This is a genomic window from Nonomuraea sp. 3N208 (assembly GCF_052245935.1).
In the GTDB taxonomy this organism is placed as follows: Bacteria; Actinomycetota; Actinomycetes; order Streptosporangiales; family Streptosporangiaceae; genus Nonomuraea.
In genome coordinates, this window is record NZ_JBQQBR010000001.1 from 87,513 (window position 1) to 107,325 (window position 19,813).

The window sequence follows — 19,813 nt, forward strand, 5'->3', positions numbered from 1 at the left end:
CGCCCGAGCCGGGAGTGCCCGGGCGGTCGATGTAGGCGGGTCTGGGTAAGGTCGTGCGTCGTGACGACGGAGTTGGAGCACCTTGCCGTACGGTTGCGCGAGTTCGCCCGGGTCAGGGACTGGGAGCAGTTCCACACACCCAAGAACCTCGTGATGGCGCTGGCGGGTGAGGTGGGGGAGCTGGTGGCGGAGTTCCAGTGGCTCACCGCCGACGAGTCGCGGAGTCCGGATCCCGATGCGCTTGCCAGGATGCGTACCGAACTGGGCGATGTGACGCTTTACCTGGTACGTCTGGCCGACGTGCTGGGCGTGGACCTGGTGGAGGCGGCGAAGGCGAAACTCGACGACAACGACCGTCGCTACGATGCCGAGCTCTTCCGGGGGTCGGCCAGGAAGGCGCCGCCCTCGGCGCGCGGTGACTGAGTCCGGCCATGGGCTCAGCGGTGACTGAGTCCGGCCATGGGCTCAAGGGTCACGCGGCGGTGTCGTGCCGGCGCAGGACCGCGATCGTGGCGACGGCCAGGGCGGCGAAGATGATCGTGCCGACCGCGGCCACCGTGTTGAGTCCGGTGGTGAAGGTGGCGCGGGCCAGCACGGACGCGGCGCCGAACGCCGCCGCGCCGATCATCAGAAGCGTCTTCGGCTCTCTGTGTTTACATGAGTAAAACGGACATCAGCGTAGCCTCGTCGCATGCCGGCCGAGGCCGGGGAAGCGATTGGGTGGAAGCCGATGCCGCGTCCGTCCGGCGAGCCGGGCGGACCGTGGCTGAGAACCGCGTTGTCGGGGCCTGACTCCGCATTCCTGGAGGGAGTGCGGCTCTTGGGCCACCGCCCCGCCGGACGCTGTCCTGGTGGTGCGGACACCAATCGGGGGCGGGGACCGGGCGCCAGTCAGGCACCCGGCTGTGACTGAACATCACCGTCCGATTACCTTCAGTCGCAACCGATCGACCCAGAGAAACCCACAGTTCTACGGGTAGCCATAGGTTCGCACTGCGAGGCGGTGGCGCCGAGGCTTCCGATGTTCTTTTCGTGGACTTAAGGCCGCGCATAGGGTGACGAGCATGCGTTTTGGGGTGCTGGGACCGCTGGGTGTGTGGACCGACGCCGGGGAGGTCGTCACGATCCCCGGACTCAAGGTCCGGGCACTGCTCGTGGACCTGCTCGTCCACGAAGGTCACCCGGTGTCCGTGGACCGGCTGGTCGACGACCTGTGGGGCGAGGAGCCGCCGGGCAACCCGGCGGGCGCGCTGCAGGTACGCGTCTCGCAGCTGCGCAAGGCGCTCGAGGACGCCGAGTCCGGGGCCAAGAACCTCGTGGTCTCCCGCGCTCCCGGCTATCTGCTGCGCCCCGACCCCGGCGCCCTGGACGCCGAGCGCTTCGCGCATCTGCTGACCCAGGCCGAGGCCGCCGACAGTCCGCGGACGAGGGCCAAGCTGCTGGGCGAGGCGCTGGCACTGTGGCGGGGGCCCGCGTACGCCGATTTCGCCGACGAGGAATACACCAGGTCGGCCATCGTCCGGCTGGAGGAGCAGCGGCTGTCGGCGCTGGAGCAGCACGCCGAGGCGCGACTGGAGCTGGGCGAGCACGGGTTGCTGGTGGGAGAGCTGGGCGACCTGGTGGCCCGCCATCCGCTCAGGGAGCGGCTGCGTGCCGTGCACATGCGGGCGCTCTACCGGGCGGGACGCCAGAGCGAGGCGTTGGCAAGCTACGGCGAGCTGCGCGAGCGGCTGGCCGACGAGCTCGGCCTCGACCCCGGGCCTGACCTGGTCGCGCTCCACCAGGCGATACTCGGGCAGGATCCGTCGCTCAGCGTGCCCGCCGACCGGCCGCTGACAAACCTGCCCGCCGCGCTCAGCAAGCTCATCGGCAGGGACGAGGCCCTGGCCGAGGTGTGCGCGCTGGTCGGGGAGGAGCGGCTGGTGACGCTCACCGGCAGCGGCGGGGTCGGCAAGACCCGGCTCGCGCTGGAGTCGGCGAACCAACTGCTGGACGCCTTCGCGGACGGCGCCTGGCTGGTCGAGCTCGACCAGGGGGTTCAGGCAGGGCTGGAGCAGGCGTCGCGCACCCCGGCGGAGGCGGTCATGACGGCGCTGGACATCAGGGAAGGAGCCGACGCCGCCGACGTGGCGGGGCAGCTCGTCGGCGCGCTCAGGCAGCGCCGCATGCTGCTCGTCCTCGACAACTGCGAGCACGTGGTCGAGGAGGTCGCCGAGCTGGCCGAGCTGCTCCTTCGGGCCTGCCCCGGGCTCCGGATCCTGGCCACCAGCAGGGAGCCGCTGGCCGTGGACGGCGAGGTGTTGTGGAGCGTGCCGCCGCTCGACGTGCCCGCAAGCGCCGACCTGACGGTCATGGCGCGTTCGGAGGCCGTCAGGCTGTTCGTGACCCGCGCCGCGGCCTCCGCCCGCGGCTTCGCGCTCGACGCCGGCAACGCCCAGGCCGTCGCCCAGCTGTGCCGGCGGCTGGACGGCATCCCGCTGGCGCTGGAGCTGGCCGCGACCCGGGTGCGGGCGCTCGGCGTGCACGGCGTGGTGGCCAGGCTTGACGACAGGTTCCGTCTGCTGGCCTCCGGGCAGCGCGGCGCCCCGGCCCGCCAGCAGACGCTGACCGCGGTGATCGACTGGAGCTGGGACCTGCTATCGGACGAGGAGCGCCGCGTCCTGCGCCGGCTGGCCGCGCATGCCGAGGGCTGCACGCTGGAGTCCGCCGAGTCCGTCTGCGGGGAGCCCGGGCTCGACGTGCTCGACCTGCTGGCCAGGCTCGTCGACCGGTCCCTCGTGGTCGTGGCGGACTCGCCGGCGGGCGTCAGATACCGGCTGTTGGAGTCGGTGTCGGCGTACAGTCTCGCCCGGTTGTCCGACGTGGGGGAGCTCGACCGGGTACGCCTCGCGCACCTGCGCCACTACCTGGCGCACGCAGAACAGGCCGAGCCGAAGTTGTACGGGCACGAGCAGCGTGACTGGCTGCTGCGCCTGGACGCCGAGGCCGCCAACATGCGCACCGCGCTCGACACGGCGATCGCCCACGCGGACGGCGACGGCGCGGCCAGGCTGGCGAACGCGCTGACCTGGTACTGGTTCCTGCGCGGCAGGCTGGCCGAGGGCAGACGATCGCTGGCCGCGGCCCTGTCCGTCGCGGGTGACCCCACCCCGGCCAGGGCCAGGGCGGCGGCCTGGCACGCCGGGTTCGCGCTCACCCTCGGTGAGCAGGTCGCGTGGGGGCCCGCGCTGGAAGCCATCGCGGACCCCGGCCAGCGGGCCAGGGCCGAGCTGTTCCTCGCCATGCACGTCCCCGACATGCCGACGGGGCAGGAGCTGACAAGCCGGGCGCTGGCCACGTTCCGGGCCGTCGGCGACACGTGGGGTGTGGCCGCCGCGCTGGCCAGGCAGGCGATGGATGCGTTCACGCGGCGGGACGTCGAGGCGCTGGAGCGGCTCGCGGGGGAGAGCGCCCGGCTGTTCACCGAGCTCGGCGACCATTGGGGGCTGCTGCGGGCGACGGAGTGGCTGGCATCGGTGGCCGAGATGGCCTACGACGCCGAGCGGGCGAACCGGCTGTTCGGCGAGGGCCTGCGGATGGCGGAGGACCTCGGCCTCTGGCCGCAGGTCGCCACGCACACCGCCTGGCTCGGCTGGGTCGCGATGGAGAGCGGCGAGTACAACCGCGCCGTCGAGCTCTGCGAACGGGCCAGGAAGCTGGCCGCCGACCAGGGCTACAAGGACGGGGAGATCCAGGCGGAGATGGGCCTGGCCATCGCCCTGCGCCGGACGGGCCGGCTGGACGAGGCCGAGACGTTGTGGCTGCGCCTGCTGGAAGGCGCACGGCGCGGCTCGGCCATGTACCTGTCGGACGCGCTCACCGAGCTCGGCCACATCGCGGAGATGCGCGGCGACAACACGAAGGCCCTGGCGCTGCAGGCGGAAGCGCTGGAGGCCGCGCAGCGAATCGGCGACCCAAGGGGCGCCGCGTCCGTCGTGGAAGGCGCGGCCTCCGCCTCGGGGGCGACCGAGAAGGCCGCCATGTTGCTGGGGCTGGCGGCCTCGGCCAGGGAACATCACGAGACCCCTGCGGGGCCCTGGGAGCTGTCGGAGATCGAGCGGATCGCCGCCCAGGCACGTGACGTGCTCGGCGAGGAGGCCTTCGCGGCCGCGTATGCCGAAGGCGCCGCGCTCAAGCTGGAGGACGCTCCGAAGCTGTTGTGAGGTGCTCGGCCAGGCGGTCGAAGAACTCCATCCAGCCCGTCTGCTCGACGTTCACCCCGTGCTGGTGGAAGCGCATCTCGGTCTTACCGTCCACGTCCGTGAGGTCGATCGTCACCACTGACGCGGGCCCGTCGCCCGGGTCGTCCGGGTCGCCGGTCGTGAACACCAGCCGCACGGGCTTGCGAACCTCGCGGTACGTGCCGTCGAACGTCACCTCGAACCTTTCCTCGCCCACCAGCGTGGCCCGCCAGACCCCGCCGGGCCAGGCGTCCAGGGTCAGCCGGCCGACCGGCGTGGCCATCATCCGGGGCCCGAACCACTGGGAGAAGTGCTCCGGCTCGGTCCACGCGGCCCACACCAGGCCGAGCGGTGCGTCGAACACGCGCGTGATGGCGTAGTCGGCGGTCTGGCTCATCGCTGCCGTCCCTCGTAGAACTGGAATGTCGACGCTCCCAAGGTGCCGGGCGGCCCTTACGATCGCCTTCCCACGGCCTTAAGACCCGGAGCGGCGGGGGCCGAGGGCCGGAGCCCGTGTGGCAGGCTGGGATGCATGCGGATCATTCGCGCCGACGTGGTGCTCACCGGACGTTCCGGTGAGGTGATCCAAGACGGCGAGGTCGCCTTAGACGGCGCCACGATCGTCTCCGTAGGGCCGCGCGGCAGCGCCGGCGACGCCGCAGAGGCCCTCGAGCTGCCCGGCCACACGGTCCTTCCCGGCCTGATCGACGCGCACGTGCACCTCGGGTTCGACGCCACTGTCGACCCGGTGACGCGGCGCAGCGCCGAGAGCGACCATCACCTGCTGCTGCGCATGGCCGAGAACGCGCGCAAGCTCGTCTCCGCGGGCGTCACCACGGCTCGCGACCTCGGCGGGCGCGGCTTCCTCGACCTGGCGTTACGTGACGCGATCGAGGAGGGTCTGACCGTCGGCCCGCACATCCTGGCCGCGACCAGGCCGATCACGATCACCGGCGGCCACTGCTGGTACATGGGCGGCGAGGCCGACGACGAGCCCGCCATCCGCCGCGTCGCCAGGGAGAACCTGCGCGCCGGCGCCGACTGCCTGAAGGTGATGGCTTCGGGCGGCCAGATGACGCCGGGCGCGCCGCCCAGCTGGGTGCGGCAATACGGCACCGAGCAGATCCGCGCCGTCGTGGAGGAGGCTGCCACCCGCGGCAAGGGCGTCGCCGCGCACGCCCACGCGCACGCCGCGATCCGCAGCGCGGTCGAGGCCGGCGCGGCCACCATCGAGCACTGCTCGTTCTTCACCGCCTCCGGCCACCGCTACGACGCCGAACTGGCCGACCTGGTCGCGGCCAGCGGCACGTACGTCTGCCCCACCGTGCACGGCGTGGTCTGGCGGCTGCGCGACAAATTCGGCTCCGAGATGCTCGACGCCTGGCTGGACGGGGTCGTGGCCATGCGGGCGGCCGGGGTGCGGCTCGTCGCGGGCACCGACTCCGGATTCGCCGCGGTGGACGTGGCCAACGACACCGATGCGTACGTCGCCGGACTGGAGGTGTTCGAGCAGGCCGGGTTCGGCAACGCGGAGATCGTCGAGATGGCCACCGCGCGGGCCGCCGACGCCTGCGGCGTGGGAGCGGTGACCGGCACCCTGGAGGCCGGAAAGCGGGCCGACCTCATCGCCGTTCGCGGCGACCCGCTCGAGCGCATCGCCGACCTGCGTAACCTCACACTCGTCCTCGTTTCAGGACGCGCCGTCACCCAGACCGGGGTGGACACGGTGACCTCGTCCGTCGGCTGAGCTCTGGAGGGAATTTCATGCTGCCCTGGTCCGCCGATCTGGCCGGCCGCCTGGACCACCACGTGATCGACAGTGCCCTGCTGCGTGACAATCCGCTGGGAGACCCGCACGAGCGGCCGCTGCTGGTGTACGTGCCGCCGGGGTACGACGACGTGCCCGGCCGCCGCTACCCCTCCGTCTACGTGCTGCTCGGCTACACCGGCCACGTCACGATGTGGCTGAACCGGGCACCGTTCCGCCAGCCGTACCCGGAACTGGCCGACGCCGTCTTCGCGAACGGCGAGGCGCCGCCCGCGATCGTCGTGTACGTGGACGCGTGGACCGCGCTCGGCGGCAGCCAGTACCTGGACTCGCCCGCCACCGGCCGCTACCACTCCTACCTGCGTGACGAGGTCGTGCCGTGGGTGGACGCGCACTATCGCACGATCGCCGATCGCGATCATCGCGCGGTCACCGGCAAGTCGAGCGGCGGGTACGGCGCCATGGTGACGGCCATGCTGGCGCCGGACGTGTTCGGCGCGCTGGCCACCCACGCCGGTGACGCGTTGTTCGAGGTGAGCGCGCAGCCGTCGTTCCCGGCGCTGGCCCGCAGGCTGCGTGACATGTACGACGGCTCCTACGTCAAGTTCCTCGCCGACTTCCGCGGCCGGCTCGCCGGCACCAAGGAGGGCGACCTGGAGCTGCTGGAGATATACGCCTATGCGGCCGCGTACTCGGCCGACGAGGACGGGGCCGTGCACCTGCCGTTCGACGACACCGGCGCGATCGTGCCGGGCGTCTGGCGGCGCTGGCTGGACCATGATCCCGTCGTGATGGCCCGCGAGCCGAAGTACGCCGAGGCGTTGCGGTCGATGCGGGCCATCTGGGTGGACGCCGGCAACAAGGACGAATACTTCCTGGACTTCGGCGCGGTGGCGTTCCGCCGGGCACTCGAGGCGGCCGGCGTACCGGACGAGCGGGTGTATTTCGAGCTGTTCGACGCCGGACACGGCGCCATCGAATACCGATACCCGCTCGCCCTGGCCTGGCTCGCGCGCCGCCTGTCCGAGTGAAGGCCGGTGGTGGAGCGCCGCCTGCCGCCGTTAGGCTGCCCCGGTGGACACAGCGGAATTGAAGAACCAGGTACGCGAGCTGCGCGCCCAGGGCAAGTCCCCCAAGGAGATCGCCCGCGCGCTCAAGATGCCGCCGTCCGTCGTGGCGCCGCTGGTACGGGAGATCGCCGCGGAGACGGCGGAAACCGGCGAGCCCGAGGTGGTCGGCTGCTGGATCAACGTCGGCTGGAGCGCCGGGCTCGGCATGGACCAGGCACGCGGGTGGGCCGACGAGGCGCCGGAGGCGGGCACGGAAGGCATGGTGAGCGTGCTGGTTGCCCGGCGGCACACCTGGGACAGGATGACGGTCTGCGGCTATCTGGCCGACGTCTTCTGCCTGGGCGTGAAGAACGCCATCGGCCCCGACGTGATGGACGACCGCGAGCTGCGGCGCTTCCGCGAATTCTTCTTCGGCGAATACACCGGCTGGCAGGAGGCGCCGATCGAGCTGGCCAGGCACCTGGTGTACGGGTCGGTGGACTACGCCCGCTCGCTCGGGTTCGAGCCGCACGACGACTTCGCGCCGGCGGCCGACGCGTTGGGCAAGTGGGAGGGCGGCTCGGCGATCACGTTCGGGCGCGACGGCAAACCCTTCTACATGGAGGGGCCGTACGACGATGCCGCCAAGGTGCTGCGGACCCTGCGGCGCAACCTCTCCGACGACGACTTCGACTACGTCACCGGAGGCCGGTGACCCGCATCGTGATGTTGAGCCGGCCGGAGGCGAGACCGGTGGCCGGGTCGCCCGTCCCCGGATAGACCTTGGGCACGCCGTGGTAGGCCAGGCGCGACGGGCCGCCGAACACGAACAGGTCCCCTGAGGCCAGCTCCACGTCCGTGTACGGCTTGCCGCGCGTCTCGGTGTTGCCGAAGCGGAACAGGCAGGTGTCGCCGATGCTCAGCGACACCACCGGCGCGTCGGACTTCTCGTCCTTGTCCTGGTGCATGCCCATCCTGGCCTGGCCGTCGTAGAAGTTGATCAACGCGGTGTCGGGCGTGTAGTCGTCGCTGGGCCTGCCGTACGCGTCGGCCAGGGCCCGCCGGCCGAGCTCGCCGAGCCAATCGGGGAAGTCGGCCACCTTGCGGCCGTTCACGTCGTGGGCCAGGCGCGTATACCGATACGGCTGCCAGTGCCAGCCCACGCACACCGTCTGCACGGACATGACGCCGCCCCCGGGCAGGGCCGTGTGCCGGATCGGCACCGGGCCCCTGGCCCATTCGCGGCAGGCCCGGACCAGGCGTTGCTGCTCGTCCAGCGTGAGCCAGCCGGGCAGGTGCACCGCTCCGGGCGCGATCTCCCTCATCGGCAACGGGATCATCACAGCTCCCAGCGTATGCCGGTTGTCGGGTGGTGAGGAGGCGGCGTACGCTCACCGAAATCTCGATGGAGGAGTGGGCATGGCCGAGTCGCGAGAGCACACCTTTACCGGCGTCCGAGGACTCAACACGGTCCGTGAATGGCCCAACGGCCGGCCGCGCTATGTGGTCATCCTGATCCACGGCTACGGCGAGCACATCGGCCGCTACGAGCACGTGGCCGACCGGCTCGTCCGGCACGGCGCCGCCGTCTACGGCCTCGACCACGTCGGCCACGGCAAGTCGGCGGGCGACCGGGTGCTGATCGAGGACTTCGAGGACGTGGTGACCGACGTGCACGCGGTCGAGGAACGCGCGCGGGCGGACCACCCCGGCGTGCCCGTGGTGGCGATCGGCCACTCGATGGGCGGCATGATCGCCGCCCGCTACGCCCAGCGTTACGGCGCGGGACTGTCCGCGCTCGTGTTGTCCGGTCCCGTGATCGGCGAGTGGGAGGTTCTCCCCGCGCTGCTGGCCCTGGACGAGATCCCTGAGATCCCCATCGACCCGGCCACGCTCTCCCGCGATCCGGCCGTGGGCGCCGCGTACGCCGCCGACCCGTTGGTGTGGCACGGGCCGTTCAAGCGGGCCACGCTGGAGGCGTTCGCCACCGCGCTGACCACGATCGCCAAGGGCGGCACGTTCGGGGCGCTGCCGACGTTGTGGGTGCACGGGGAAGACGACCAGCTGGTGCCGCTCGGGCCCAGCCGGGGCGGGATCGAGGCCGTGCGGGGGACCGACCTGACCGAGCGGATCTACCCGGAGGCCAGGCACGAGGTGTTCAACGAGACCAACAAGGACGACGTCCTGGACGACGTCACCGGCTTCGTCGACCGCGCCCTCGCAGGCCGCTAACGGACGGGAAGCCAGACGTGTCCTGAGCCGCGCGTGCGGGTCAGCTCGATCTTCCAGCAGCCGCGTTTCGGGAAGACGAACCCGGTGCCCCACTCCTCGCCGGGCCGCTGCCAGGTCGACCCGCCATGCTCCTCGGGCCCCCACGCGAGCCTGGCCCGCGTGCCGTCCGGAAGCTCGGCCTTGATCTGCAGCGGCCCTTGGCCGGTCATGCGCCACACGATCTTGACCTCCTGGCCGCGGGGGAGCGGCGGTCCCTTGGCGAACAGCAGCCCCCACAACTCGGCGTCCCTGGCCGTCCCCTGCACCTCGGGGAAACCTTGCCCCAGGAACACCGCAGTCCCGTTGCACCCGGCACCTGCGACGACGGGCCCAGCGCTCGGACTCTGAGCCGGAGCGCACCCGGCCACCGCCACCCCGACCAGGAGCGCCACCATCACCATCCGGCTCATAAAACCTCCTCGCCCGTACTTACTCCGCTCACCTCCACGAGGTTCCGCCCGCCCTCGAGCCGAAGAAGTCGCCACCCAGGCGATGATTTTCCACCCGCGTCGGGGTCTCCACCTTCAAGGAGGCGATATGAACAGCGAGTCGAGAATGGCGCTGACGGCGGGCGTGGCATTGCTGGAGCGGGCGATCGACTACGCGCTCGGCAGCCTCCGCGTTGTGACCCCCGCCACCCTCTGCCGCCCCACCCCGTGCGCCGGCTGGACCCTGGAAAGGCTCCTTGACCACGTGACCGACTCCCTCAGCACCCTGAACGAGGCCGCCACCGGCCACATCGGTCCTGACACCAGGAGAACCGGCTTCCGCCGTGCCGGGGGCGGCAACCCCGCCCTCGTCCTCAGAGACGACGCCACCGAGGTCCTCGGCACCTGGGCGGGCACGCTCACCAGCGACCTGATCTCCCTGCACGACCGCCACCTGACGAGCCCGATGGTGGCCGCCGTCGGCGCGATCGAGATCGTCGTGCATGGCTGGGACGTGGCCAGAACGTGCGGAGAACACCGCCCGATCCCGCCCCTCATGGCCGAGGAACTGCTCGACCTCGTCCCGCTGTTCGTCACCCAGGCCGACCGCCCGGACCGTTTCGCCATGCGGGTGCACGTCCCCGCGTACGCACCCGCCCAGGACCACTTGCTCGCCTACCTCGGCCGCGACCCGAACTGGCCATCCTGCACCTAACCCAACCGGTCAGTACGCCTTACCCGGCCCGGCACTTCCGCCGCGGACACCGTACGATCATCATGTACCTGGTGCACGTCAGGCCGGTCTATCGGCGGAGCGGGGCATGGGACCGCCGCGACCAGGCCGACCAACGTGGTGGCGACGACCGTTCTTCGTGCGGCCGTCGCCACCACCACGCCCGGCGACTGCGGTCACACGACGCTCGCATGGCGCTCAGCCGGCGGCCAGCGTCTCGAGGACCTGCTCTCCGTATTTCGCCAGCTTGTTGTCCCCGACCCCGTTCACCGTGCTCAGCTCCGCCAGCGTCGACGGCGACCGGGTGGCGATCTCGCGCAGCGTGGCGTCGTGGAAGATGACGTACGCCGGAACCCCCTGCTCCTTCGCGACGCCGGCGCGCCACGCGCGGAGGCGGTCGAAGACGGGGGCGGCCTCCGCAGGAAGCTCCGCGGCGGCAGCTCGCTCCTTGGGGGAAGCGGCCACCTTGGCGCGGGCCGGGCGCAGGGTGTCGCGGCGCAGCAGGACCGCGCGCTCCCCGCGCAGCACCGCCGCGCTGTCGTCCGTCAGCACCAGCGCCCCATGGTTCGGCTCCACTGCCAGCAGTCCCTGCGCCAGCAGCTGCCGCACCACCCCGTGCCACTCCGCGTTGCCCAGGTCGGCCCCCACCCCGAACACGGTCAGCGTGTCGTGCCCGTGCTGCAGCACCTTGGCAGTCTTCTTGCCGAGCAGGATGTCCACCACCTGCCCCACCCCGAACTTCTGCCGCCGCTCACGAGCCAGCCGCAGCACCGCCGAGAGCACCTTCTGGGCGGGGACCGTGCCGTCCCACGACTCGGGCGCCGTCTGGCAGGTGTCGCAATTGCCGCACGGCTCGGAGCCCTTCTGCCCGAAGTAGTCGAGCAACATCACGCGGCGGCACCCCACGGTCTCGCACAGCGCCAGCATGGCATCCAGGTGGAGGACCTGGCGGCGGCGGTGCGCGTCGTCGCCCTCCATGGCCATCCGCCGGTGCTGGACGACGTCGTGCAGCCCGTAGGCCATCCATGCGGTCGCCGGCAACCCGTCGCGTCCCGCCCGCCCGGTCTCCTGGTAGTAACCCTCCACCGACTTGGGCAGGTCGAGGTGGGCCACGAAGCGCACGTCCGGCTTGTCGATGCCCATGCCGAACGCGATCGTGGCCACCACGATCAGCCCGTCCTCCCGCAGGAAGCGGGCCTGGTGCGCGGCCCGGGTGCGGGCGTCGAGCCCCGCGTGGTACGGCACCGCCGCGATGCCGTTGTCCACCAGGAACTCGGCGATCTTCTCGACCGAGGAGCGCGACAGGCAGTAGACGATGCCGGCCTCGTCCGGATGCTCGGTGCGCAGGAACTCCAGCAACTGCCGTTTGGGCTCGCTCTTGGACGTGATGCGGTAGTGGATGTTGGGCCGGTCGAAGCCGGCCACGAAGTGGCGGGCCTGGTCGAGGCCGAGCCTGGAAGAGATCTCCGCGTGGGTGGCCGGGGTGGCGGTCGCGGTCAGCGCGATACGCGGCACCTCCGGCCAGCGCTCGTGCAGCTCGGAGAGCGCGAGGTAGTCGGGGCGGAAGTCGTGCCCCCACTGCGACACGCAGTGTGCCTCGTCAATGGCGAACACCGAGATGTCGCCCTTGGCCAGCAGCCGCATCGTGGCCTCCACGCGCAGCCGCTCGGGGGCGAGGTAGAGCAGGTCGAGCTCGCCGGCCAGGAACTCGGCCTCCACCAGCTGCCGCTCACCGAAGTCCTGCGTCGAGTTGAGGAACCCGGCCCGCACGCCGAGCGCCCGCAGTGCGTCGACCTGGTCCTGCATCAGCGCGATGAGGGGCGAGACGACCACCCCCACGCCGGGGCGCACCAGGGCAGGGATCTGATAGCAGAGCGATTTGCCGCCGCCGGTCGGCATGAGGACGAGCGCGTCGCCGCCGGCCACGACATGATCGATGATCTCCTGCTGTCCCGGCCGGAACGAGTCGTAGCCGAACACGCGGTGCAGAGCCTCGGTGGGGGTATCCATGCGGCTACCTTACGTGTTCACGAGAGAGCGGATTGTAAGTTCGCGGAGGGCGATCGAGAGCGGACAAGCGCCTGCGTGGGATGGGCCGCATTCAGAGCACGCTACCTGCGGCAGGTCGCTGGACGCGACATGGCCCGGTCACCTGCCTTCGGGATCGAGCCCGAGCACCGTACGGCCACCGTCCACGGGAACCGTGGCGCCGTTGACGAACGCGGCGTCGTCCGACAGCAGGTACGCCACGACGGCGGCCACCTCGGCCGGAGTGGCCACGCGGCCCAGGGGGTGCAGCGTGGCCAGCTGCTCTTCGACGGCCGCGGCCTCCTGCGGGGTACGAGAGGCCAGGAAGGCCTCGAAGCGCTCGGTGGCCACCGAGCCAGGGGCGACGGCGTTGACCCGGATGCCGCTCCTGCCGTACTCGACGGCCAGCGCCCTGGTCAGGCCCTCGGTGGCGGCCTTGGCGGTCGCGTAAGGGAGGCTGCCCGGCACCGCTCTGGTGGCCTGGTGGGAGGTGATGTTGACGATGGCGCCCGGGGTGCCGGCGGCGAGGAAGTGGCGTACGGCGGTGGCGCAGCCCACCACCGCCAGGTCCAGATTGGCCGCGATCAGAGCTCTCACCTCGGCGATCGGTGACGCGTGGATGGAGGCGTCCAGGAAAACGGCGGCGTTGTTGACCCAGCCCCGCAGCGTGCCGGACTCCTGAGCCAGGTCGGCGGCCCAGGCGGCGATCTCCTCGTCGGCCGCGTCGCCGATCACGGGCACCACCCTGGAGCCGGCCCACGCGAGCGCGTCCGGGTCGCGTTCGATGGCGACCACGGTGCTCTTCTCGCCGAGGAGCCTTTCGACCACGGCCTTGCCGATGCCGCGCCCGCCGCCGGTGACCACATAGGAAGAACTCATACGTCGATGGTCGCGCTCGGCCGGCGGTGGCGTGACCTTTCTCACCGTATTTCAGGCTGGTGAACGGGAACGATCCGTACCGTGATCGCCGATTCCGGTCCGAAGTCGCCCGCGCGCATGATCGGCGCACTCGCGATCACCCAGACCGCCGGATACGGCGTGCTCTATTACGCGTTCTCGGTGTTCATTCCGCCGATGTCCCGTGACCTCGGAGCCGGGATCGCGCAGCTCACCGGGGCGATCACCCTGGCCGTCCTGGTGTCGGGCGTGGTGGCGCCGGTCATCGGACGCTGGCTGGACCGGCACGGCGGGCGCGGACTGATGACGGTGGGCTCCGCGCTGGGCGCGGGCGCGCTGCTGGCGTGGTCGCAGGTTCAGTCGGTGGCGCAGTTGTACCTCGTCTGCGGGGTACTGGGCGTGGCGTCGGCGATGGTCCTGTACGAGGCCGCGTTCGCGGTGATCGTGGCGTGGTTCGACGCGGCGCGGCGGGCTGGGGCGCTGCTGGCGGTCACCGTGGTCGCGGGGTTCGCCTCCACCATCTTCCTGCCGCTGACCGGGATCCTCGTCGACTGGTACGGGTGGCGGCAGGCGCTGGTCATCCTCGCCGTCGGGTATGCGGTGACCGCCGTGCCCCTGCACGGGCTGGCGGTGCGCAGCCACCGGGCGCCACCCCACGTGAACCGAAGCGAGATCGTCGGCGCCGCGCTACGGGAGCGGCCCTTCTGGCTGCTGGCCGCCGGGTTCCTGACCCATACCGGGGCGGTGGGGGTCATGGGGGTGCTGCTGGTCACGTACTTGATCGCGCTGGGGCATCCGCCGGTGTTCGCGGCGAGCGTGGCGGGACTGCTGGGCGTTTTGTCGGTGACGGGCCGGCTGGTCACCACGGGGCTGCAGGCACGCTGGCCGGTGGCGCTGATCACGGCGGTGATGTTCGGGCTGCAGGGGCTGGCGGCGGTGCTGCTGCCGCTGATCGGGCGGAGCGTGGCGGGGGCCGTGTCGGCGGTCGTGCTGTTCGGGCTGGGGTTCGGGGTGGCGACGATCGCCCGGCCCGCGTTGATCGCCGATCGGTACGGCACCGCGGCGTACGCGTCGCTGAGCGGGGCGCTCACGTTGCCGATCACCGTGGCCAAGGCGGTCGCGCCGTTGATTGCGGCCGGGATCGCACAGGTCGCCGGATACCCGGCGGTCATGGCTGCGGTGGCAGCCGCGTGTGTGCTCGGCGCCCTGGCCCTGGTGGCCTACGACAGGTCGCCGTCAGTGGCCTGAGGTAGGCGGCCTTCCTGTCAGGGAATGAAAACCGTTGTCGTCTGGTTGAGCGGGGCATGAAGAAGAACCTGCACCCCGCGTACGGTCCCGTGGTCTTCCGCGACCCCAGCGCCGGCTTCGTCTTCCTCACCCGCTCGACCCTGACCAGCGACAGGACGATCGAGTGGGAGGACGGCAAGACCTACCCGGTCGTCGACGTGGACGTGTCGTCGGCGAGCCATCCCTTCTACACCGGCAAGGGCCGCATCCTCGACTCGGCCGGCCGCGTCGAACGCTTCAAGCAGCGTTACGGCAAAATCTGACGCATGCTCGACTCGCCCCTGTCCGCCCGCCTCGAGGCGTCCGAAAGGATCCTCCTCGCGGGAGCGGGCGGGGGCTTCGACGTCTACGCCGGGTTACCACTCGCCCTCGCACTGCGCGAGCAGGGCAAGGAGGTCCACCTGGCGAACCTGTCGTTCAGCCGCCTGGAGTCGCTGGACCTCGACGCCTGGCTGGAAGAGGACGTCGCGGCCGTCGGCCCGGAGACGGCCTCCCGCGACTGGTATTTCCCCGAGCGTGCCCTCGCCCGTTGGCTGGACGCGCAGGGCATGCCCGCGACCGTCTACGCCTTCCCCAAGGTCGGCGTGAGACCGCTGCGCGCCGCCTACGCAAGGCTGATCGGCCATCTCGGCGTCGACTCGATCGTCCTGGTGGACGGCGGCACCGACATCCTCATGCGCGGTGACGAGGCCGGCTTGGGCACGCCGGTCGAAGACATGGCGAGCCTCGCCGCCGTGCACGGGCTGGACCTGCCGGAGAAGATCGTCGCCTGCCTCGGCTTCGGCGTCGACGCCTATCACGGTGTCAACCACGCGCAGGTCCTGGAGAACCTCGCGGCGCTGGAGCGCGACGGCGCCTACCTGGGCGCCTTCTCCTTGTCCAGGGCCACGAAGCCGGGCGCGCTCTACCTCGACGCGGTGGCCCACGCCCAGTCTGAGATGCCGGACTACCTCAGCATCGTCAACGGCTCGATCGCGGCCGCCGTCCGCGGCGAGTTCGGCGACGTGCGCTTCACTGCGCGGACGCGTGGAAGCGAGTTGTTCATCAATCCACTCATGGCCATCTATTTCGCGGTAGATCTCGACGGGCTGGCCCGGCGGTCGCTCTATCTGGATCGCATCGAGGACACCGTGGCGGCGACGCAGATCGCCGCGGTCGTAGAGGCGTTCCGGGCCGAGATCAGCCCCCGCCCGCCCCAGGTGTTCCCCCACTAGAGAGCCGGTGGGCATGCTGGCCCTACTCATGGGTACATGGCTTTCACCGGCGTGAGAGCAGCAGTGGTGGTGTGATGGGTCTCTCTGGAAGGGAACGCCGTATTCTCGCTCAGATCGAGCAGGCGCTCGAGCGAGAAGATCCCGAGCTGGCCAAGCGCGTTGAGGCCATCAACCGGATCGAAGCGGGTGGGGACTTCTTCCCACAGGCGTACGGTGACCGGCTGCGCATGTGGGCGCTGGCCCACGTCTGGGTGATCTTCGCGGTCGGCGCTCTGGTGATCCTGCTGCTAATCGTTGCGGTGCTGACCACCTGAACGACGGCGCCGCAGCACCGCCAGGTCCACGGCGGCGATGACGGCCACCGCGGCCGCGATCGCGGCCTCCCAGCGCCAGACCTGCTCTCCCGTGCTCATGGCGCGAGTCACGAAGAACACCGCCGCCACGACACCGAACACCAGTGCCACCCAGGACAGGATCCGCCGGACGCGCAACGGGCTGCGCGCGCTCAGTGGCTCCGTGCCCTCGCGGTTACGTAGCCACATGACCAAACTCCTCTCAGGCCAGGCACCTCAGGGCCGCGGCGATGCGCGGGTCGAGCCCGTGCGAGTCCGGCAGCCGCCCGACCGTGGCCTCCACGAACTCCGGGCACGACAGCGTCGCGGTGATGCCGTTCAGTGCCACCCACATGTACTCGGCCGTCTGTTCGACCTGCACCTTGGCGTCCTGCTCCGCCAGCACGAACCGCCCCACCGCCACCCGCCAGAACGTTCTGTCGTCGGCCTCGTCCTTGGACACGGGCGCGCCGACGTCGTCGGCGTGGGTGGCGTACTCGGAGTCGTAGTGGAAGGCCTGCAGCCCGTTGGGGTACGGCCCGGCCATCGTGTCGAGCAGGGCGTCGCGGCCGAGGTCCCGCATGCGCCGCCGCGTCTCGCCGTTCTTGGTCCGCCACTCCTCCAGCACCTCGTCGACGGGCAGGCCGCGGCGCTCCCGGACGGACCACTCGTTGAAGTCGTTGAACCCGGCCACGCCCTCGTCGGCCAGCCGGTCCATCAGCCCTTGCACGGTCCCGTCCAGGCACGCGTGGTTGTACTCCTCCTCGCCCGCCAGGTGCGCCAGCACGTCGCGCACCGACCAGCCCGCGCAGCGGGAGGGCCGCAGCCACCCGCTCTCGTCGAGCCCGCCGAAGAACCGGTCCAGCCTGGCCGCCTCGGCGTCGAAGATATCGAACGGGTCGAAGTCTCTGAGCAGGTCCTCAGCCATACTTCGCACGCTACCCCCGATGTGCCGGCTTATCCGATGGCCGACTTGACCCGGTTGTACTCATCGGCGCAGGTGGGGGCCCGCTCGGCGGGGACCCAGCCGCCCTGGGCGATGCGGGCGTACTTGACGGGGTCGGCGCCGTACAGCAGGCAGGCGAACGTGGCGGATTCCTCCGGCCCAGAAAGGTGATCCAGGCCGGTGTGCCCGGCGAGCAGGTGGCGGGCCTCGGCGGCGGACACCACGCGCTTCGGCGCGTCGGAGAGGAGCGTCAGCGCGGCGAACCGGTCGGCCTGGCCCGCACCGTCCGGCAGGCCGTTCATGGTGCCCAGGGCGCGCCCGAGCTGATGGTGGAAGAGCGCGGTCAGCGCGCCGTCGACGCGGCGGTTCGTGGTGCGGGCGTCGGCCTCCTCGGTCTGGGAGATCCCGGTCAGCGTGCGGCGGATCTTGCTGACCAGGGAGTAGCAGATCGTGATCCGGCGGTCCTCTCCGTCCCAGGTGGCCGATGGCTCGTCGCAGTCGCGGGCGACGACCTCGACCGGCTTGGGCAGCTTGATCCCGGTCTTCAGCGCGCCGCTGTCCTTCAGCACCTCCCTGGCCTGCTCGGCGCGGGGCGAGCCGGCGGGCTCGTACCGCACGGTCAGCTCGGGTGAAGGGGCCGCTCCCAGCGTGCTCGTCAGGACGAGGGCGAGGAGGGAATGCGGCATGCGGGGGCTCCTTCCAGGTCGATCACGGCAATGGGACTGTCCATGCGGCGATCGGATGATCGATAAACCTGGGAGAAGGTAAAGAATCCGAGCAAAGCCGAAGGCCCGGCCCCCGAGAGGGGACCGGGCCTCAGCGTGCTGAAATTAGCGACGCCACCAGGGGCCGTAGACCTTCACGTAGTCCGTGCGGCTCTTGGCGGGCTCGAGCTCGTCGTCGCCCGCGTACACGGCACGGAACGTGCCGCTGCGGTACGCCTTGGCCTGGGCGTAGAACTTGCCGCCTCGACCGGTCCAGTCGGAGGCGACCCACTTCCAGGCGCTGGAGCCGTTGGCGCGGTGGTAGATGTTCACCTTCTCGCCGCGGACGCCCTCCCAGCCGTCGTCGTTAACCACGAGACGACCGGAGAAGTAGATCGACTTGCCCTTGCGGACCTTGTACGGGTCGGCACGGAAGTTCCAGATGGCCGTGTCGGCCTTGCCCTTGTGGATCTCGACTGCGAAGAACGCCTCGTCCTTGGCGAGCTCCTTACCGGCGCTGTCGAAGGCCACAGCCGTGGCCTTCCACTTGCCGTCAGGGTCGTTCTCGTTGAAGCCGATCGCGAAGCGCCAGCCCTCGAGGTCCTTGACGTCCTTGGTCCGCATGGTGCGGAACCCGTTGTCGGCGGGAGCAACGCTCAGCTCGACCTTCTGGACGTCGGAGCTGGCCCCGATGTCGAAGTAAGCAGTCGTCTCCGCGCCGGCCTTCACCACGACCGGGTTCGGCGTGATGTCGCGGATCTTGAGCTGCGTGTCTGTCTTGGTGGCGGAGGCGGCCCCCGCCCCCGACACCAGCATGGCCCCGCCCACCAGGGCGGAGACGATACCTAGTGCGATCTTTCTCATGAGGGTGCTGATTCCTCTCCCCGTATCGCGTTGAAGCCGGCCCGGGGTGGCCGGCCCTCTACTACTTTGAGGCACGGAATGGGGAAAAGGTTGGCTAAAGTTACAGAAAAAATTTGATCACGGCCGCAACCAGGACTTATGCGGAAAAATCCGATTTAGGTTGACTTGACCTACTACAGTCTGGCCCATGACCGACGTGTACACGCTCGGCGAGCCACTCGGCGTCGTCTCCAGCGGCCGGGTCCGCCACGAGAGCGAGGCCAGGCTGGATGTGTGCGGGCCGGAGTTCACGCTGGCCGTGGCGCTGGCCAGGCTCGGTCACCGGTGCGCGTACTTGGGCAAGGTCGGCGACGACGAGCTCGGCGCCAGAGCGCTCACCGTGCTCAAGGGTGAGGGTGTGGACGTGGCGGACATGCGGGTGTCCGAGGGGCTGCGCACGGGGCTCCTGCTCAGGGAGAGCCGCGTGGCCCGCGACCTCAAGGTCACGCACTACCGCACCGGCTCGGCCGGATCGCGGCTCGCGCCCGGCAACGTGCCCATCGACCGGATAGGCGCGTCGAAGATGCTGCACGTCACCGGCCTCACAGCCGGCCTCGGCATAGACGCGCTTGACGCCGTGCGCACCGCCGTCAGCGCCGCCAGGAACGCCGACGTGATGATCTCCTTCTCCGTCGAGTACGTCCCCGAGCTCTGGCCATCGGTACGGGAAGCCGAGGAGGTGCTCGGCGAGCTGGCCTGCACCGCGCACCTGCTCTTCCTCCGCCAGGACGAGCTCGACCTGGTCAAGCCCGCCCTCACGCCCGAGCGGGAGGTCGTCGTGGATCGCGGCGCGAAGGGGGCCAGCGTGCGGGCGGACCGGATGCGGTACGACGTACAGGGCTGGCAGGTGCCGATCGTGGACACGGCGGGCGCGGGGGAGGCGTTCGCGGCGGGCTACATCAGCGCCGCCCTGGACGGCCTCACCCCGCAGGAGCGCCTGCACCGCGGGGCGCTGCTGAGCGCCGCCGCGGTGACCAGCGTGAGTGACTGGCAGGGGCTGCCCACCAGGGCCGAGCTCTAAGCCGGCCATCAG

Annotated in this window: 22 protein-coding genes; 12 read left to right on the plus strand and 10 right to left on the minus strand. The window is 70.7% G+C overall.

Translation table 11 applies throughout. The features are described 5' to 3' along the window. Nucleotides 1-60 precede the first annotated feature (60 nt). Nucleotides 61-423: a nucleotide pyrophosphohydrolase gene (locus ACTWPT_RS00450; RefSeq protein ID WP_443175181.1), complete on the plus strand. Its 363-nt coding sequence runs from the start codon at nucleotides 61-63 to the stop codon at nucleotides 421-423. A 49-nt stretch (nucleotides 424-472) separates the two neighbouring features. On the opposite strand, the gene ACTWPT_RS00455 is transcribed toward ACTWPT_RS00450, so the two are convergent. After that, the gene (locus tag ACTWPT_RS00455; protein ID WP_443175182.1) at nucleotides 473-628 is read right to left on the minus strand and encodes a hypothetical protein; all 156 of its coding nucleotides are present in this window, start codon (nucleotides 626-628) and stop codon (nucleotides 473-475) included. 436 nt (nucleotides 629-1,064) lie between these two features. Here ACTWPT_RS00455 and ACTWPT_RS00460 point away from each other — a divergent pair, with 436 nt between their 5' ends. Next, a complete protein-coding gene (locus ACTWPT_RS00460; protein WP_443175183.1) occupies nucleotides 1,065-4,202 on the plus strand; it encodes a BTAD domain-containing putative transcriptional regulator in 3,138 nt (1,045 codons plus the stop codon). On the opposite strand, the gene ACTWPT_RS00465 is transcribed toward ACTWPT_RS00460, so the two are convergent. After that, nucleotides 4,171-4,617 carry an SRPBCC family protein gene (locus tag ACTWPT_RS00465; RefSeq protein ID WP_443175184.1) on the minus strand — a complete coding sequence of 149 codons (447 nt, stop codon included), beginning with the start codon at nucleotides 4,615-4,617 and terminating at the stop codon, nucleotides 4,171-4,173. The genes ACTWPT_RS00460 and ACTWPT_RS00465 overlap by 32 nt on opposite strands. Before the next feature lie 135 nt (nucleotides 4,618-4,752). Between ACTWPT_RS00465 and ACTWPT_RS00470 the strand changes: the two genes are divergently transcribed. Genes ACTWPT_RS00470 through ACTWPT_RS00480 form a run of 3 tightly spaced genes read left to right on the plus strand, consistent with a single transcriptional unit; the run spans nucleotide 4,753 to nucleotide 7,752 of the window. Next, nucleotides 4,753-5,967 carry an amidohydrolase family protein gene (locus ACTWPT_RS00470; RefSeq protein ID WP_443175185.1) on the plus strand — a complete coding sequence of 405 codons (1,215 nt, stop codon included), beginning with the start codon at nucleotides 4,753-4,755 and terminating at the stop codon, nucleotides 5,965-5,967. A gap of 17 nt (nucleotides 5,968-5,984) precedes the next feature. Next, nucleotides 5,985-7,019 carry an alpha/beta hydrolase-fold protein gene (locus ACTWPT_RS00475; RefSeq protein ID WP_443175186.1) on the plus strand — a complete coding sequence of 345 codons (1,035 nt, stop codon included), beginning with the start codon at nucleotides 5,985-5,987 and terminating at the stop codon, nucleotides 7,017-7,019. Nucleotides 7,020-7,062: 43 nt separating this feature from the next. Then, a complete protein-coding gene (locus tag ACTWPT_RS00480) occupies nucleotides 7,063-7,752 on the plus strand; it encodes a helix-turn-helix domain-containing protein (RefSeq protein ID WP_443175187.1) in 690 nt (229 codons plus the stop codon). Here ACTWPT_RS00480 and ACTWPT_RS00485 read toward each other — a convergent pair. Then, entirely contained in the window at nucleotides 7,736-8,377 is a 642-nt protein-coding gene (locus ACTWPT_RS00485; RefSeq protein ID WP_443175530.1) for an alpha-ketoglutarate-dependent dioxygenase AlkB family protein, read from the minus strand. The two genes, ACTWPT_RS00480 and ACTWPT_RS00485, sit on opposite strands and share 17 nt — an antisense overlap. A 79-nt stretch (nucleotides 8,378-8,456) precedes the next feature. Here ACTWPT_RS00485 and ACTWPT_RS00490 point away from each other — a divergent pair, with 79 nt between their 5' ends. Then, entirely contained in the window at nucleotides 8,457-9,269 is an 813-nt protein-coding gene (locus ACTWPT_RS00490; protein ID WP_443175188.1) for a lysophospholipase, read from the plus strand. On the opposite strand, the gene ACTWPT_RS00495 is transcribed toward ACTWPT_RS00490, so the two are convergent. Next, complete coding sequence (locus ACTWPT_RS00495) at nucleotides 9,266-9,718, minus strand: hypothetical protein (protein WP_443175189.1); 453 nt, start codon at nucleotides 9,716-9,718, stop codon at nucleotides 9,266-9,268. The two genes, ACTWPT_RS00490 and ACTWPT_RS00495, sit on opposite strands and share 4 nt — an antisense overlap. Nucleotides 9,719-9,845: 127 nt before the next feature. Here ACTWPT_RS00495 and ACTWPT_RS00500 point away from each other — a divergent pair, with 127 nt between their 5' ends. Beyond that, nucleotides 9,846-10,451 carry a TIGR03086 family metal-binding protein gene (locus ACTWPT_RS00500; protein WP_443175190.1) on the plus strand — a complete coding sequence of 202 codons (606 nt, stop codon included), beginning with the start codon at nucleotides 9,846-9,848 and terminating at the stop codon, nucleotides 10,449-10,451. A gap of 216 nt (nucleotides 10,452-10,667) precedes the next feature. Here ACTWPT_RS00500 and recQ read toward each other — a convergent pair whose 3' ends face one another. Further along, nucleotides 10,668-12,479, minus strand: a complete 1,812-nt coding sequence (recQ, locus tag ACTWPT_RS00505; RefSeq protein ID WP_443175191.1) for a DNA helicase RecQ — start codon at nucleotides 12,477-12,479, stop codon at nucleotides 10,668-10,670. A 138-nt stretch (nucleotides 12,480-12,617) separates the two neighbouring features. Further along, a complete protein-coding gene (locus ACTWPT_RS00510) occupies nucleotides 12,618-13,376 on the minus strand; it encodes an SDR family NAD(P)-dependent oxidoreductase (protein WP_443175192.1) in 759 nt (252 codons plus the stop codon). An 81-nt stretch (nucleotides 13,377-13,457) separates the two neighbouring features. Here ACTWPT_RS00510 and ACTWPT_RS00515 point away from each other — a divergent pair, with 81 nt between their 5' ends. The 4 genes from ACTWPT_RS00515 (at nucleotide 13,458) to ACTWPT_RS00530 (ending at nucleotide 16,209) form a co-directional block, all read left to right on the plus strand. After that, nucleotides 13,458-14,642, plus strand: coding sequence for an MFS transporter (locus ACTWPT_RS00515; RefSeq protein ID WP_443175193.1), 1,185 nt, complete (start codon nucleotides 13,458-13,460; stop codon nucleotides 14,640-14,642). A 56-nt stretch (nucleotides 14,643-14,698) separates the two neighbouring features. Continuing rightward, complete coding sequence (locus ACTWPT_RS00520; RefSeq protein ID WP_443175194.1) at nucleotides 14,699-14,944, plus strand: type B 50S ribosomal protein L31; 246 nt, start codon at nucleotides 14,699-14,701, stop codon at nucleotides 14,942-14,944. A gap of 3 nt (nucleotides 14,945-14,947) precedes the next feature. Further along, nucleotides 14,948-15,895 (plus strand): DUF1152 domain-containing protein, encoded by a 948-nt coding sequence (locus tag ACTWPT_RS00525; protein ID WP_443175195.1) that lies wholly within the window; start codon nucleotides 14,948-14,950, stop codon nucleotides 15,893-15,895. Between the two features lie 74 nt (nucleotides 15,896-15,969). Then, nucleotides 15,970-16,209, plus strand: a complete 240-nt coding sequence (locus tag ACTWPT_RS00530; RefSeq protein WP_443175196.1) for a DUF3040 domain-containing protein — start codon at nucleotides 15,970-15,972, stop codon at nucleotides 16,207-16,209. Here the strand turns inward: ACTWPT_RS00530 and ACTWPT_RS00535 are convergent. From ACTWPT_RS00535 to ACTWPT_RS00550, 4 genes are all read right to left on the minus strand, one after another. Further along, on the minus strand, nucleotides 16,183-16,437 hold the full coding sequence (locus ACTWPT_RS00535) for a DUF6343 family protein (RefSeq protein ID WP_443175197.1): 255 nt from the start codon (nucleotides 16,435-16,437) through the stop codon (nucleotides 16,183-16,185). The genes ACTWPT_RS00530 and ACTWPT_RS00535 overlap by 27 nt on opposite strands. A gap of 13 nt (nucleotides 16,438-16,450) precedes the next feature. Then, nucleotides 16,451-17,155 (minus strand): maleylpyruvate isomerase family mycothiol-dependent enzyme, encoded by a 705-nt coding sequence (locus ACTWPT_RS00540; RefSeq protein WP_443175198.1) that lies wholly within the window; start codon nucleotides 17,153-17,155, stop codon nucleotides 16,451-16,453. A gap of 29 nt (nucleotides 17,156-17,184) precedes the next feature. After that, the gene (locus ACTWPT_RS00545; protein ID WP_443175199.1) at nucleotides 17,185-17,859 is read right to left on the minus strand and encodes a DUF4344 domain-containing metallopeptidase; all 675 of its coding nucleotides are present in this window, start codon (nucleotides 17,857-17,859) and stop codon (nucleotides 17,185-17,187) included. A gap of 144 nt (nucleotides 17,860-18,003) precedes the next feature. Then, nucleotides 18,004-18,741 carry a hypothetical protein gene (locus tag ACTWPT_RS00550; protein WP_443175200.1) on the minus strand — a complete coding sequence of 246 codons (738 nt, stop codon included), beginning with the start codon at nucleotides 18,739-18,741 and terminating at the stop codon, nucleotides 18,004-18,006. Between the two features lie 187 nt (nucleotides 18,742-18,928). On the opposite strand from ACTWPT_RS00550, the gene ACTWPT_RS00555 reads away from it, so the two are divergent. Beyond that, nucleotides 18,929-19,801 carry a sugar kinase gene (locus tag ACTWPT_RS00555; RefSeq protein WP_443175201.1) on the plus strand — a complete coding sequence of 291 codons (873 nt, stop codon included), beginning with the start codon at nucleotides 18,929-18,931 and terminating at the stop codon, nucleotides 19,799-19,801. The last annotated feature ends 12 nt before the right edge of the window (nucleotides 19,802-19,813 follow it).